Below are 12,897 nucleotides of genomic sequence, written 5' to 3' on the forward strand. Positions count from 1 at the left end.
GTTTGAAAAATGAAAAAGAGACCAAGAAAATTCGCTCACACCGGGCTGAGCTATTAACCCACCAATAAAAGACCTATATTATCAACCCATATTCAAGTAAACTCCTAAAAAAGAAAGTAGCACTACCAATTCGCTTTTTATAATATTCATCATTCAAATTATATTCATCTTCACTCAGTAAAAATACCTCTTATATACTTCAAGATTCTGTAACAAGTAAAAACGAATCAACCAGAAAGAACCCGTAAAAACCTCTAAAAAACAATATAGATTTATATTGGTGGACTCTGCGAGATTTGAACTCGCGGCCTCCGCGACTTTGGAAGGAACTTGCCTTCGCTCCCATTCCTCTCATCGTGACATGGGTAACGCGGCGCTCATACCAGGCTGAGCTAAGAGCCCTTTTTTATAAGTCCACCATCTTTAAACCATTTATTTTCCGTCAATTATGCAATATTTATTTAATGTTTAATTTTTTATTCTTGTTTTTTTACACTAGTCTGTTTTTTCCTAGTTTTTTGTTTTGCCAGTTATATCTTCGGATTCTTTTAGTTTTTCCGTATCCGCAGGCTGCGCAGGATTTTTTTCTGACGTGGTATGCGTGTTTGCCGCATCTGCGGCATCTTATGTGTGTTATTTTATGTTTTTTGCCCATGCTTGGTGTTCCTTTTCCCATTCTAGTCCCTCTTTGGAGTGGTGGTTAGTTTTTTATTCTGTTTCTGTTTTTATTGCGGGGCTGAGGAGTATTACGTTGTCTCCTCTCACTATGACGGTTCCTACCAGTTTGTTGTTGTTTTTGTCTATTACTTCTTCTGCCTCGTCTAGTATGAGGTTCATGTGGAGGTCGAATCCTTTTAGTTTGCCTCTTAGTTCCCGTCCTCCTTTGAGTTTGACGAGCACTCTTGCTTCTAATGATCTGTTGAGTAGGTCAAGGGGTCTTGTTATGCTTGATTCGTTCATAATGTTTTTCTCTCCTATTATTGAAAAAATATATTTGCATCTTTTGATGAAATTTTGTAGATATTTAAGTATATCGGATTACTTTCTTCGCGTTCAAATATATTTTACTGTTAGTTATTCGGATATTATATTCTTTTTGAGCAACCTTTTATAAATATAGCTTAATTTCCTCTTTAACACATTGCCTTTTTAAGGTTTGTTTTTCTCCGTAATTTTGAAATATCTAGAATCATCTATTTTAAGTATGTTATAACTTTCGAAATTTTATTTGCAACAAATACTTATTAAAAGTGGAGAAAGAGCGAAGATTTTAGAGGCTGTGTTGAGGCGGTTTGCGTGAAGCTGAAGAATCGTCATTTTTTACGCGATAAGGATATTAAGAAACTGGAAGAAGAACTCAAAGACATTCTGGGAGAAAATTTCTACATGCCAGCCAGGATCGAGTCCGGATTTATGAAAGATGCTGTCCAGTTATATCTTATGAACGGGGTCCCATTCTTCGTCCGAATGGTAGATCTGCTAATCCCGACTCTAAAAGCCATTATGAATAAGGCCGCAAAACTACCAAAAGTTACAGTAGACATGGGCGCCGTTGGTTTCATAACCAACGGAGCAGATATTATGGTTCCGGGAATCGTCAAAGTAGATGACAAAGTAGATAAATATACTTTAGTCATGGTCACGGATGAAAAACACGACAAACCCTTAGCGATAGGACTAGCACTAATGGACGCAGAAACCATAAAAAATTCTAAAAAGGGACCCGCAATAAAAAACTTACACCACGTCGGAGACGACATCTGGAATTTTGAATAAAATTTAAAAGAGTGTTCTTCAAACATCTCATCAAAGTGCTCCGGTGGTGTAGTCCGGCCAAACAAAACAAGGCAAGGGCTAAGCATGAGGGGCTCAAGCAAACACATCTGCCCAATCGATTCCTCGACCCGGGTTCGAATGATAAACACACTGTGTCGATCCGAATCTCCCGGCCGGAGCACCATTACCATAATACTTCCATTAATTTCAATTCGAAATCCGGTATTAATTTTGAAATTACTTCTATTTTTTAGATTCGAAACCATATTTGTGTTGAAAAAGAAGGTTTTCATTAGCTTCATAAAAATAGAAATTTGTTCTAACAAGATATTCTGAGAGTCCTTTTTAAGGTTTAAAAATTAGTGAATATAGTAAAGAATATTAATGTTAACTTTAAATTTCAACTACAAACACTGGAGCCTTCGGAGAGCCTCGGTTCCTCCAAAAAGAGGCGAGAAAGCTCAGTGGTAGAGCAGCAGCCTCGTACAACCACTAACAAAGAGTGGTCTGAGCAAGCTGAAGGTCATGGGTTCGAAAAAACTTGCACATTCAGTGCTGCCCGATAGTCCCATCCGGGGCTCCACTATCTTTTTTATATTATATGGGATGGTGGTTTTTGATGAGTGTGGGTGATGTTGGTGAGCGTAGCCTGATTGATTTATTTTTTACTTTAATTGAGGGTTTTCCTCGCGCAGTTTTGCCTTTTGGTGACGATGCTGTGGGGGTGCCTCTGGGAAATGATGCTCTTATTATTAATACTGATATGCTTGTGGGCAGAACCGATGTTCCTCCGGGTATGTCGTACTGGCAAGTGGGGCGTAAGGCTGTTGTTATGAATGTTAGTGATGTTGTGGCTAAGGGCGCCAAGCCTATGTGGGCTGTCTTTTCCTTAGGTTTCCCGCGGCATACCACCATGGACGATGCTGGCGAACTGGTTAAGGGGTTAAACGCGGGCTGTAGAGAGTATGGACTCTACTATCTGGGCGGTGACACTAACGAGTGTGCGGATCTTGTAGTTTCAGGAACCGCTTTTGGACTTGTTGGTCGAACTAGTGTGATTTCACGCAGTGGGGCGCGTCCCGGGGATATCGTTGCGGTCACGGGACCATTCGGTTTTACCGCTATGGGCTTTAAGATACTGCTTGAAAATATGAGTGCTGATTCCCAATCCAAAAATTTAGCTTTACGTGCAGTGTACGAGCCCCAGGCTAAGATGAGGGAGGGAATAGTTCTCTCTGAGCGTAATCTGGCATCATCCTGCATAGACAGCAGCGACGGTTTGGCCTGGTCACTACACGAAATATCCAAAATGAGCGGGATTGGATTTATTATCGATTCAATACCTGCTCCAAAAGAGGTACAAACATTCGCCGAGAACCATAATCTTGACCCCTTGGAACTCGCACTGTATGGTGGCGAAGAATTCGAACTTGTCGTCACAATCCCCTCAGTAAAATGGAGCAGAGCAGTAGACTCAGTAAAAGTGGTAGGAGGAACCCTGTACAAAATAGGAACCGTTACCGAAGACAAAGAATTGTTACTACGCTTACCGAACCGAGCTGAAAAAAAGATAGAACCCAGAGGCTTCGAACACTTTAGAAAACAATCAGAAAAAGATTTTGGCGAGCACGGGACTGATCTCCACTGATTTCTATCTCTTTGATTGGGTTAGGATTACAAGTCCTTTTACTCCTACACAAAAACAATAAACAGAGAATACGCCGAAATGATGATAGAAGAAGCAGAAGAACTACTCCTAATAACCGCCATAAAAGAAAACGGAGAAACCAAATACCGGCTCAACCACCAAACAACAAAATAACAAAAATCAAAACCAAAACAAATGCAGAACCCCAAAACAGATAAACCCTCACAAAATACAAAAAACAAAAAAGTTTAAACCAAAATTTAATAAATTAACTAAAAAGTTAATAGTATAAGTGGGCACGAGGAGACTTGAACTCCTGAACTCCGGCTTGCCTCTAGGATTAGAAGGCTTACGCCCAAGTGTCGGCGCCCTTTCAGGTTTACTAATATCCTGGCTAGGCGACGTGCCCAAATCTAATTTCGGATAGTTATATAATGTTTTTTGGTTTATTAGATTTTTTGGGTTCTTTAAAACATTTTTCTATTGTTTTTTCTTAGGGGGTGTAGGTGTTTGTATTTTTTTGTTCTGACGATGTGTCCTGCTAGGTCGAAGGTTTTTTTGGCTTTTTGTAGTATGACGCTGTCGCTGGTGGCTGCTACTTGTCCTCTTCTTATGACTGCGTTGTCTGCCTGTTTTGCTACTTGTGCGGTGCCGTTTATGCAGTGTTCTTCCATTTTTTTTCTTGTGATTGCTGCGAGTTCTCCACTCTTGCTTACCGGGCTGTCGAAGAATATGAGTGTTTCTTTTGGGAGGGTTTGTTTGAGTGTTTGCATTATTAGGTTGATTGCTTGGTGTGTGGTTTTTGTTATTTTGTGTTTGCCGAATACTCCAGCGATGTCTCTTACAAATGAGTCGTCGGCGTCGATTAGATTTTTTTCTTCTAGCATTGTTTCAAGAACTATGATTACGTTGTATGCGTCTACGGTCAGTATTTTGCCTTTGAGGTCTTTGAAGTTTATGGTTTTCTCTTTTCTTTCTTTTACTTCTTTGTGGCTGTATACTGCCCTGTATAGGATGAATCGTTCCTCTTTTTTTAATTTGTAGTGGTCTCCCACAAAGTTCAATGCTTGGTCTCTGTTATAGTTTCTGTTTAAGAGGTGTCGCAGGTCTTCTGCTGCTTCTATTATTTTAGGATTAATAAACATGATAAACCCTCAAGGATTTTTTTTGACCATTTCGAGAAGATTTTTGTTTATACATTTTATTTTACAAGTATTTTCTAATTAATTGTGTGTTTTGATGCATAAAGTTTTTAGAATTCCCTCACAATGTTTTAGATACATTATTGTTCAAAGAAGGCTTGAGAATAATGATTTCTAAAGAGGAGCTGCGGAAAAAATTTGGCAGAGAAAGCTACTATGTAGAATTGTTCCAGAGAGAAGGTTTTGAGAGAAGGCGGTGTCGATCCTGTAATGACTGGTATTGGACAACTAGTGATAGTGAACTTTGTGGGGATACGAAGTGTGTTGGGGGATACAAGTTTATTGGGCGTAGCGTGGATGGGGGCTGGGATTTTCATGAGGCTGTTAGGAATTGGAGTGATTTCTTTGAAAAGCGGAGTCACACGAGGATAGGCGAGTATCCTGTGGTTGCAAGGTGGAGAGATGATATTCCATTCACTATTGCTTCTATCACTGATTTTCAACCATATGTAGTTGAGGGTGTTATTGAGCCTCCGGCGAATCCTTTGGTGGTGCCTCAGCCTTGTATAAGGTTCGGTGGCAAAGGGTTCAATGATATTGATAATGTTGGAAAGACCGGTAGGCATTTAAGCCTATTTGTTATGGGCGGTCAGCACGCTTTTAATTATGATGGTAAAGGTTACTGGATGGATCGTTGCATTGAACTCAACTTTGAGTTTCTCACCAAATGCCTTAAACTGAAACGAGATGAGGTGAGTTATAAAGAAGATGTGTGGACTGGGGGTGGCAATTTCGGCCCTTGTCTTGAATCTTTTGGTAGAGGTTTAGAAATTGTTAATAACGTGTTTATGCAATACGCGTTTACTCCAAGTGGAGCTTACCGAGAATTGGACATCAAGGTGATTGACGTAGGCTGGGGGGTTGAACGCGTAGGTTGGTTTACTCAAGGGTCCCCAACAATATATGAGGCAACCTTCGGTCCTGTGTTGGACTGGTTAAAGGGGAGTACGGGAGTATCTGTTGATGAAGAACTTTTAGGGCGTTACACTGTTCTTTCCGGTCTTCTTAACGTGGATGAAGTAGATAATATCGATGAGGCTAGAAAAGAAGTGGCCACAAAATTAGACATTGATCAAGACGATTTGGACAAATCTTTAGGTCCGCTGGAAGCATTATATGCTATTTCAGATCATACCCGGACACTTGTTTTTGCAATTGCGGATGGAGGGATTCCCTCCAATGTTGGAGGAGGCTATAATTTACGTATAATCCTTAGACGAGTATTGAGCTTAAACGACCTATACAGCTTTGATCTGGACTTCTTGGAGCTTCTCCATAAGCATATTGATTATTTGAAAAAAACTTATAGACGCGTGGACGCAGCTTCGGACATTATTAATGATATCTTTAATATTGAGCGTGAAAGATACTATCAAACATTGGAGAAGGGTAAAAAGTATGTGGCAGGATTAATCAAAAAGCAGAAAGAACTGGATTTAAGTACCTTGATTGAGCTTTATGAATCGAAAGGAATTTCCCCAGAGATGGCTCAAGAAATTGCAGATGAATCGGGAATAAAACTCGAAATTCCTGGAGACTTTTATGTGCAATTAGGTAGTAAGAAGGAAAGAGTCACCGTTGCCCCTACTATGGACACTCTGCTGGACTCACTTAAGGATTTACCACCAACTAGAACCCTATATTATGAAAAACCTTACGAGAAGGAATTTGAAGCAACGGTCTTGAAAGTGGTGGACTCAAGTGTGGTTCTGGATCAGACCCTATTTTATCCTACCGGCGGTGGAGCAGCTAACGATACTGGAAATCTGAATGGTTACAAAGTAATTGATGTTGAAAAACTGGGTAATGTGATAGTGCATAAACTCGATAAACCTGTTGAACTAAAATCATTGCAAAGGGTTAAAGGAAGAATAGATTGGGATAGACGAATAGCCCTTATGAGGCACCACACTTCTACACATGTTGTGAACGGTGCTGCAAAGAGTGTTCTTGGCTCACATATTTGGCAGGCAGGGGCAGAAAAAACTCCTGAAAGTGCAAGATTAGACATTACCCATTACAAAGCACTAAGCACAGAAGAAATTAGAAAAATAGAAAGAATCGCAAACGAAATAGTGATGGAAAATAGACTAGTTAGGGTAAAATGGATGCGCAGAGATGAAGCAGAGAAACAATATGGTTTTCAAATCTATCAAGGAGGAGCCGTACCTGGGAGCAATATTAGAATTATTGATATAGAAAACTGGGATGTTGAGGCTTGCGGCGGGACTCACCTAAAAAGCACTGGTGAAATCGGTTTAATCAAGATTAAAGGGGCAGAGAGAATACAGGATGGCGTTGTTAGATTAGAATTTAGCGCAGGCATCCCCGCAATCGAATACGATCAAAAAATCGATGAACTTTTGGAAAAAACAGCAAGTGTGTTTCGTGTTCCTAATAACCAATTGCCAAAAACAGCGGAACGATTTTTTGAAGAATGGAAACGGAGGGGCAAAGAAATAGAAAAACTGCGTAGTGAGATAGCAGAAATCGAAGCAAGAGAGATCATGAACAAAATGAAAAAATTCGAAGAATATGAATTAATCGTCGAAAAAACAAAGTTGGGTATAGATGAGGCAATAAAAATTGCAAGTAAAATAACAGATGAAAGACCAAACGCAGTAGTAGTCTTAGCAAAGACGAACGATAAAGTGGACATAATTGGTATGATCGGAGAATCTGTAAATATCGATATCAATGGAATAATCAGAGAAGCTTCAAAAATTGTAAATGGAAGCGGTGGAGGAAAAGGAAGATTGGCTAGAGGAGGGGGTCCAAAAGTCGAAAAAACAGGAGAAATGTTAAACAATATAGAAGACCTAATAAAAAGGTATAAAAAGTAAAACGGGGCACCTAATTTAGTTCAGTACTTTCATTTAGTTCTACTCAAGACTAAAGAGGAATGATTAAACGTAATTGTTGTTTTATTGTAAAGGTTTAAGGATTCTAATTGCTTAACCGAAGAGTGCTCCGAGACCTGCTACTTCTTCTTCTTTTTCCTCTTTACCCTCTTCCTTTTCTTTTCCTTTCTTCTCTTCTTTTGCTGGTTTTGCTTCTTTAGCTGTTGCTTCCGTGGATACCGCTACTGCTGCTGTTGGCGCCGCGGTTTTAATCGCTTCTTCGATATCCACTTCTTCCAATGCGGCGACCAGAGCCTTAGCTCTTGCCATATCAGTTTTTACTCCAGCCGCCTCAAGAACCTTAGCAACATTTTCTTCAGTTATATTTTTCCCTGCTTTGTGTAGAAGCATCGCAGCATATACGTACTCCATTGCTTTCACCTCATAGGATTATCATAATTCTCTTTATGGTTAATTTTATAGATGTTAATAAACCTGCCTTTATACAAACATAATTTTAACCAAACAGTACCCCCAAACCTCCAACCCCTTCTTATTTCTCTTTTTGGGTTTTTTCAGGCTTTGAGGGTTTCTTTTGGGTTTTAGATTTCGTTTCTTCGACTGCTTTTGTTTGAGGAGATAAACTGGGATCTTTAGCACTAATTTTCATAGCTATGCTTAATGCTTGATCTTCCGCTCTTCTTATGATACTTGAAAGAACTTCTGGTATGATTAGCTCCGCTTTCATCACTAGATTTGAAGCTTCCGTGTATGCTCTTCTTAATAATATGCTTATTGTTTCAGGCGTTGTTATTGAGGCATAGACTGCAAGATTCAATGCCTGAGTATACGCTTCTTGAATTTCTTGTAAGTATTTCACAGGTTCCGCAGATAGAACATCTTTTGTTAATATTAATCCATCCTCATAAGCCACATCAAGCGATAAACCGACCTCTATGGGTTCAATACCTAGCCTTTTTAGGACTAGGGCCATTTTTTTGGGAATAAGATCTCCCGGCTTTACTACAACAGTATCTTTTGTTATCCATATTGTTCCAGATTCCACACGAGTTGGAAGTCCTGCATCACCTAACTCGCCAATAACAGGACCCGGTGGGAAACCTGTATTCCCCGCAGGAACCATAATTTCAACAGGACTTATTGTGTCTGGCTTGGCAACCGTCTTGGTCTTACTTTTGGCAAGAAAATTGCTTAATTTAAAGGGATTCATGTTTGTGAGTATTAATGCCACCGATCCTTTCACGTGTTCCGCTAGTTTGTCAACATCCTTCTTTTTATCCTTTATTTCCCTGAGACTACGTGTGATTAATGTGTTTTTCTCCATTTTTATGAGTGCCGTATCTTTTAGTTTCTTCCTCAAACCCTGAAGCTGCTTGGCACCTATTCCCTCCATATTACTTAGGCCAATAACATTATACTTTTCCAGTAATTCTTTTATCTCTTCTTTTCTTTCAACCTTATATTCCGGAACAGGTCTTCCTTTAGCAGTTACCGCCATTTCAGTAGCTTCCTTTACTCCACTTTTATTGCCGGGCCCATAGTAGTTTTCAGATAAACGGATTTAATATGTCTGGTCCCTTTTTCAAATTTGCCCTCCAAAAAGCTAATAATGCTTTGAACATTATCTGCAATCTTATTTTCATCCATATCCTCACTACCCACCCTCAGGTTTATCATCGGATTGGTTCTCATTCTCAAACGCACATTCTTCTTATACTGGTCAACAATGGAGCCAACTTCAGCGTTCGGAGGAACCGGTTTAGGCATCTTACCTCTAGGACCAAGCACCGAGCCAAGAGTCTTACCCACCTGGGGCATAAGATCCGCACGAGCAACAAAAAAATCGTATTCACTAGCAAGGTTTTTCACATTTTTCTTATTACGTGATAATTCATCAAGCTCATCCTTGTCTATTACAAAAAACCCCGCTTCTTTTGCTCTAACAGCAAGATCCCCCGTTGCAATGAAACAAACTTTCGGATCCTTTCCAATCTCATTTGGAAGAGTTAAATCCGTATTTAAACGATTCTCCGGCTTCTTTAAATCAATGCCTTTCATATTAACCGCTAACTCTATTGACTGCATAAAATTTCTCTTTTTCGAACTCTGTTTAGCCTTCCGTAGGGCCTCTATAATTTTCTTCTTTTCTAAAGACATAAAATTCCCCTTCCATGTCTGATAAATTCAACCTCGTTTCACTTTTTGGATTCTTAATAAGAAGCCTCAAATCACCCCAACACACAATATGATAATATATGACTATTCCTTAGATAATAATTCGCTGTAAACTCCTTCTAATACCTCCTTCTGCACCTCTCTAGGCTCTTTACCCTCAACCGTAACACCTAGAGACAAACAAGTGCCCAAAACCGTACGCACTGCCCGTTTCAAACTGTTAGCTAAAAGAGCATCCCTCTTCATCTTAGCAATCTTCACCACAGACTCCATACTCAAATTCCCAATCATGCTCTTACTCGGCTCCTTGCTACCCTTTTCAGCACCCAACTCACTAAGAATCAAAGCAGAAGTCGGAGGTAAACCTACCTCCACCTCAAACGTCTTATCATCAGGATTCACAATCACAGTCACAGGAACCTTTAAACCCTTAAAATTAGCCGTCAACTCATTAATTTTCTGAACAACTTGGTAGAGATTAACACCCGTAGGCCCCAAAGCAGGACCAAGTGGAGGCCCCGCTGAAGCTTTACCACCGTCCACGAGGGCTTGCACGCTTACTTTCTGCACCATTTTAGTCTTCCTTCTTTAATATCTTTTTTACAAATAGGGTGGGGCAAATATTTTCCCTTAACATTCCAATTATAGAGATATCATTAATTAGATTTAAAATAACTATCGCAGTAATCTTAAATTTTTTTGAGTATACGCATCGGAACACATTTTATCCTGAGTTTAAATATTTTTTGCAATTAACACAATTTATAACCATACACCAAAATGGAACAGCATTACTAACCAATACACGGAAATAAACTGAAGATAACACAAACCAGTTGAAGCTTTACCATAACTCTCCAGCGCTCTAATAATTACTCACCACACTATTAAAAACTCAGCATATTCATATTTTTAAAACATAGTTGTTTAATCATATAATTTTCCTATAAATCACATCTTCTCCCCTTCTTCCTCCCCTTTCTCTACTAGCTTAACATAATCCGCGTGAACTTTAACAGGAATTAGAAATTGTGTTTCGATTAGTTCTAGTACTACTTCTTGTTTATCTGGGTCTATTCGAGTGACTTTGGCTTTTTCGCCTTTGAATGGTCCACCTACAATTTCCACTATGTCACCCCTGCTTATTCCTTCAGTTGAGGGCTTTGGAATTAGAAATTCTTCTAATTCATCAATATCTATTTTGCCTACGACTTTGCCCCTCACATGTGGTATGCCTGTAATTATTGCATTAACTTCTCTTTGGCTGGGAGCTTCAATGAAGACGTAGCCGTTGAGTGCTTCTGGTGCTAGTATTGCCTTTATATCCGCGTCGGGGTTTCCATCTACTCTTTTCTCTATTAGCGTAGCTACACTCTTCTCTTGTCCTATGGTGCATCTTAGGGCGAATATGCTTGTTTTTTTAGGCATTTTTTCTACCTTACCTTGGTTTTTTTTGTTTATTTATCAGGTGTTATCCTGCGGCGGCGCTGGGGTTGATAATGGGTAGGAAACCGTAGATGAAGATCATTGTGATTAGGAATGCTATTACGCCTATTATGATGATTCCTAGTATACAGATTCTGGTTGTGGCCCACATTTCTTTACGGGAGGGGTATCTAGCGAGTTTGAATACGCGTCTTGACCTTTTAATGAAGTTTATTATGCCCAAGTTTTTAGGCCTCCGGTTCTATTTTGTCTCAGTTGAATTTCGATTCTATTAGCTTTAGCTAAATAGGGATTTAGCTTGATATCTTTTAAACTTAATTGACTTTTATTCCTGTTCCAAATGTTTTTGAGCAATTTATGGCATTTTTCTAATGTGAAACTGGAGTTTGGAGTCTTTCAATTAATTTTGGACTGGGAAACAACTGGAACTGATCAAGGGAAAGATTATATGTTGGCTTAGTATGGAACAGTCATAAAAATGTGTTTTAAAAATTTAATTTATTTGCTTGTGTGCGACTTTTCGTTTTGATGTGTTGTAATTTCTTTTGGATTAAGATTATTTGTTTTAGTTTCAAAATTTTTGATTAATTGTTCAATATAGGGAAAGGATGCTCCCCCCACAACTATTGTCACATGTAAAGTATCTTCTAATTTTGGATTAATCAAAGCGCCCCAAATGATTTCCGAGTTCTGATTTATTCTTTCCGACAACATTCTTACAATTAGTTCCGCTTCTTTAACTGTCAGATTTTGATCGCCGCTTATATTTACCAATGCTGCCCTTGCACCCTCGATATTGACCTCTAGAAGCGGATTGTTTAATGCCTTTTCTACCGCTTTAGTAGCTCTTTCCTCACCATTTGACTCCCCAACACCTATGAATGCAACTCCACTATTTTTTACAACTGTTCTAACATCAGCGAGGTCGACATTTACCAGCCCCGGCTTAGTGACCAATTCAGCCATTGATGTGACTCCTTTTGTTAGAACCTCGTCTGCAAAATTGAAAGCCTCGGTGAGAGAAACATTGTTTGTGACTTCCAGTAGCCTTTCATTAGGTATTATAATTACTGCGTCGGATGACTTGTAAAGTTTCTTTAAGCCCATGATAGCATTCTGCCACCGTTTTTCCCCCTCTATTAGAAATGGTAAAAAACATATTGATATAGTAAGGGCTCCCGATTTGCGAGCGGTATCAGCGACTATGGGTGCTGCTCCTGTGCCTGTTCCCCCGCCTAATCCACATACAACGAAAACCATATCTGAGGAAACAGCTTTTCTAATGTCCTCTAGACTTTCTTGGGCAGCTGCCAAACCTATTTCTGGGTTATTTCCTGCTCCGAGTCCTCCTGTTATTTTTTTTCCAATTAATAGTTTGCAATCCGAATTTGTGTAGAGTAGATCCTGTGCGTCTGTATTGACTGCTATTGTCTCAATGTCCTCAACACTGTTCTCCATTAGGCGGGTGACAGCGTTGTTTCCTGCTCCTCCAACCCCAAATACTTGTACTTTCACTTTATTACGATTAAGTATTTCATAGAGTTGCTTATCAACTGTTTCGGAGCTAAATAAGTCCTTATAACCTTGAGTATTAATGACCTCCTGAGAAATCTGATTCATACCCTTCACTCTCTGCACACTAAAAAGTTCACACTTTCTAAAATAAAAACTATTAATAATATGCAAGTATCACTAACGTAGTGCGTAAATCACACCCTAAAAAAATAAGAATATTTTAAAAGGGATGGTCCTAAAATCGAGTTTAGAATAATTTAAAAATAAAAAATAG

General features: G+C 39.3%; 13 protein-coding genes and 4 tRNA genes. 5 read left to right on the forward strand and 12 right to left on the reverse strand.

Annotated elements, in window-relative coordinates:
• Positions 1-278 precede the first annotated feature (278 nt).
• The 3 genes from ACUVXA_RS01250 to ACUVXA_RS01260 all read right to left on the reverse strand — a co-directional run bounded on the left by ACUVXA_RS01250 (position 279) and on the right by ACUVXA_RS01260 (position 960).
• Positions 279-402: transfer RNA gene (locus tag ACUVXA_RS01250), tRNA-OTHER, on the reverse strand.
• An 88-nt stretch (positions 403-490) separates the two neighbouring features.
• Positions 491-676: a 50S ribosomal protein L37e gene (locus ACUVXA_RS01255; RefSeq protein ID WP_445869413.1), complete on the reverse strand. Its 186-nt coding sequence runs from the start codon at positions 674-676 to the stop codon at positions 491-493.
• A gap of 32 nt (positions 677-708) precedes the next feature.
• Positions 709-960 (reverse strand): LSM domain-containing protein, encoded by a 252-nt coding sequence (locus ACUVXA_RS01260; RefSeq protein ID WP_445869414.1) that lies wholly within the window; start codon positions 958-960, stop codon positions 709-711.
• A gap of 336 nt (positions 961-1,296) precedes the next feature.
• Between ACUVXA_RS01260 and ACUVXA_RS01265 the strand changes: the two genes are divergently transcribed.
• The 4 genes from ACUVXA_RS01265 to thiL all read left to right on the forward strand — a co-directional run bounded on the left by ACUVXA_RS01265 (position 1,297) and on the right by thiL (position 3,424).
• Positions 1,297-1,776, forward strand: coding sequence for an RNA-binding protein (locus ACUVXA_RS01265; protein WP_445869415.1), 480 nt, complete (start codon positions 1,297-1,299; stop codon positions 1,774-1,776).
• A gap of 37 nt (positions 1,777-1,813) precedes the next feature.
• A tRNA-Glu gene (locus ACUVXA_RS01270) sits at positions 1,814-1,960 on the forward strand.
• A gap of 245 nt (positions 1,961-2,205) precedes the next feature.
• Positions 2,206-2,359 (forward strand) — tRNA-Thr (locus ACUVXA_RS01275).
• Between the two features lie 36 nt (positions 2,360-2,395).
• Positions 2,396-3,424, forward strand: a complete 1,029-nt coding sequence (thiL, locus tag ACUVXA_RS01280; RefSeq protein WP_445869416.1) for a thiamine-phosphate kinase — start codon at positions 2,396-2,398, stop codon at positions 3,422-3,424.
• 293 nt (positions 3,425-3,717) lie between these two features.
• On the opposite strand, the gene ACUVXA_RS01285 is transcribed toward thiL, so the two are convergent.
• A tRNA-Arg gene (locus ACUVXA_RS01285) sits at positions 3,718-3,833 on the reverse strand.
• Between the two features lie 58 nt (positions 3,834-3,891).
• Entirely contained in the window at positions 3,892-4,569 is a 678-nt protein-coding gene (locus ACUVXA_RS01290; protein ID WP_445869417.1) for a DUF434 domain-containing protein, read from the reverse strand.
• A gap of 164 nt (positions 4,570-4,733) precedes the next feature.
• On the opposite strand from ACUVXA_RS01290, the gene alaS reads away from it, so the two are divergent.
• Positions 4,734-7,469 carry an alanine--tRNA ligase gene (alaS, locus tag ACUVXA_RS01295; protein ID WP_445869418.1) on the forward strand — a complete coding sequence of 912 codons (2,736 nt, stop codon included), beginning with the start codon at positions 4,734-4,736 and terminating at the stop codon, positions 7,467-7,469.
• A 111-nt stretch (positions 7,470-7,580) separates the two neighbouring features.
• Here alaS and rpl12p read toward each other — a convergent pair whose 3' ends face one another.
• From rpl12p to ftsZ, 7 genes are all read right to left on the reverse strand, one after another.
• Positions 7,581-7,898, reverse strand: coding sequence for a 50S ribosomal protein P1 (gene rpl12p, locus ACUVXA_RS01300; RefSeq protein ID WP_445869419.1), 318 nt, complete (start codon positions 7,896-7,898; stop codon positions 7,581-7,583).
• Positions 7,899-8,019: 121 nt separating this feature from the next.
• Positions 8,020-8,985 carry a 50S ribosomal protein L10 gene (locus tag ACUVXA_RS01305; RefSeq protein WP_445869420.1) on the reverse strand — a complete coding sequence of 322 codons (966 nt, stop codon included), beginning with the start codon at positions 8,983-8,985 and terminating at the stop codon, positions 8,020-8,022.
• Between the two features lie 14 nt (positions 8,986-8,999).
• A complete protein-coding gene (locus tag ACUVXA_RS01310) occupies positions 9,000-9,644 on the reverse strand; it encodes a 50S ribosomal protein L1 (RefSeq protein ID WP_445869421.1) in 645 nt (214 codons plus the stop codon).
• Between the two features lie 102 nt (positions 9,645-9,746).
• Entirely contained in the window at positions 9,747-10,235 is a 489-nt protein-coding gene (locus ACUVXA_RS01315; RefSeq protein ID WP_445869422.1) for a 50S ribosomal protein L11, read from the reverse strand.
• 378 nt (positions 10,236-10,613) lie between these two features.
• Positions 10,614-11,090, reverse strand: a complete 477-nt coding sequence (locus ACUVXA_RS01320; protein ID WP_445869423.1) for a transcription elongation factor Spt5 — start codon at positions 11,088-11,090, stop codon at positions 10,614-10,616.
• Positions 11,091-11,133: 43 nt separating this feature from the next.
• A complete protein-coding gene (locus tag ACUVXA_RS01325) occupies positions 11,134-11,331 on the reverse strand; it encodes a protein translocase SEC61 complex subunit gamma (RefSeq protein ID WP_445869424.1) in 198 nt (65 codons plus the stop codon).
• 275 nt (positions 11,332-11,606) lie between these two features.
• On the reverse strand, positions 11,607-12,728 hold the full coding sequence (gene ftsZ / locus ACUVXA_RS01330) for a cell division protein FtsZ (RefSeq protein WP_445869425.1): 1,122 nt from the start codon (positions 12,726-12,728) through the stop codon (positions 11,607-11,609).
• Positions 12,729-12,897 lie beyond the last annotated feature (169 nt).

The sequence above is a fragment of the Candidatus Jordarchaeum sp. genome (genome assembly GCF_052745115.1).

Bases quoted from the DNA above. Each gene is read 5' to 3' on its own strand.
- ACUVXA_RS01255 (WP_445869413.1), bottom strand. From the start codon at position 676: ATGGGAAAAGGAACACCAAGCATGGGCAAAAAACATAAAATAACACAC.
- ACUVXA_RS01260 (WP_445869414.1), bottom strand. From the start codon at position 960: ATGAACGAATCAAGCATAACAAGACCCCTTGACCTACTCAACAGATCA.
- thiL (WP_445869416.1), top strand. From the start codon at position 2,396: ATGAGTGTGGGTGATGTTGGTGAGCGTAGCCTGATTGATTTATTTTTT.
- ACUVXA_RS01290 (WP_445869417.1), bottom strand. From the start codon at position 4,569: ATGTTTATTAATCCTAAAATAATAGAAGCAGCAGAAGACCTGCGACAC.
- alaS (WP_445869418.1), top strand. From the start codon at position 4,734: ATGATTTCTAAAGAGGAGCTGCGGAAAAAATTTGGCAGAGAAAGCTAC.
- rpl12p (WP_445869419.1), bottom strand. From the start codon at position 7,898: ATGGAGTACGTATATGCTGCGATGCTTCTACACAAAGCAGGGAAAAAT.
- ACUVXA_RS01305 (WP_445869420.1), bottom strand. From the start codon at position 8,985: ATGGCGGTAACTGCTAAAGGAAGACCTGTTCCGGAATATAAGGTTGAA.
- ACUVXA_RS01310 (WP_445869421.1), bottom strand. From the start codon at position 9,644: ATGTCTTTAGAAAAGAAGAAAATTATAGAGGCCCTACGGAAGGCTAAA.
- ACUVXA_RS01315 (WP_445869422.1), bottom strand. From the start codon at position 10,235: ATGGTGCAGAAAGTAAGCGTGCAAGCCCTCGTGGACGGTGGTAAAGCT.
- ACUVXA_RS01320 (WP_445869423.1), bottom strand. From the start codon at position 11,090: ATGCCTAAAAAAACAAGCATATTCGCCCTAAGATGCACCATAGGACAA.
- ftsZ (WP_445869425.1), bottom strand. From the start codon at position 12,728: ATGAATCAGATTTCTCAGGAGGTCATTAATACTCAAGGTTATAAGGAC.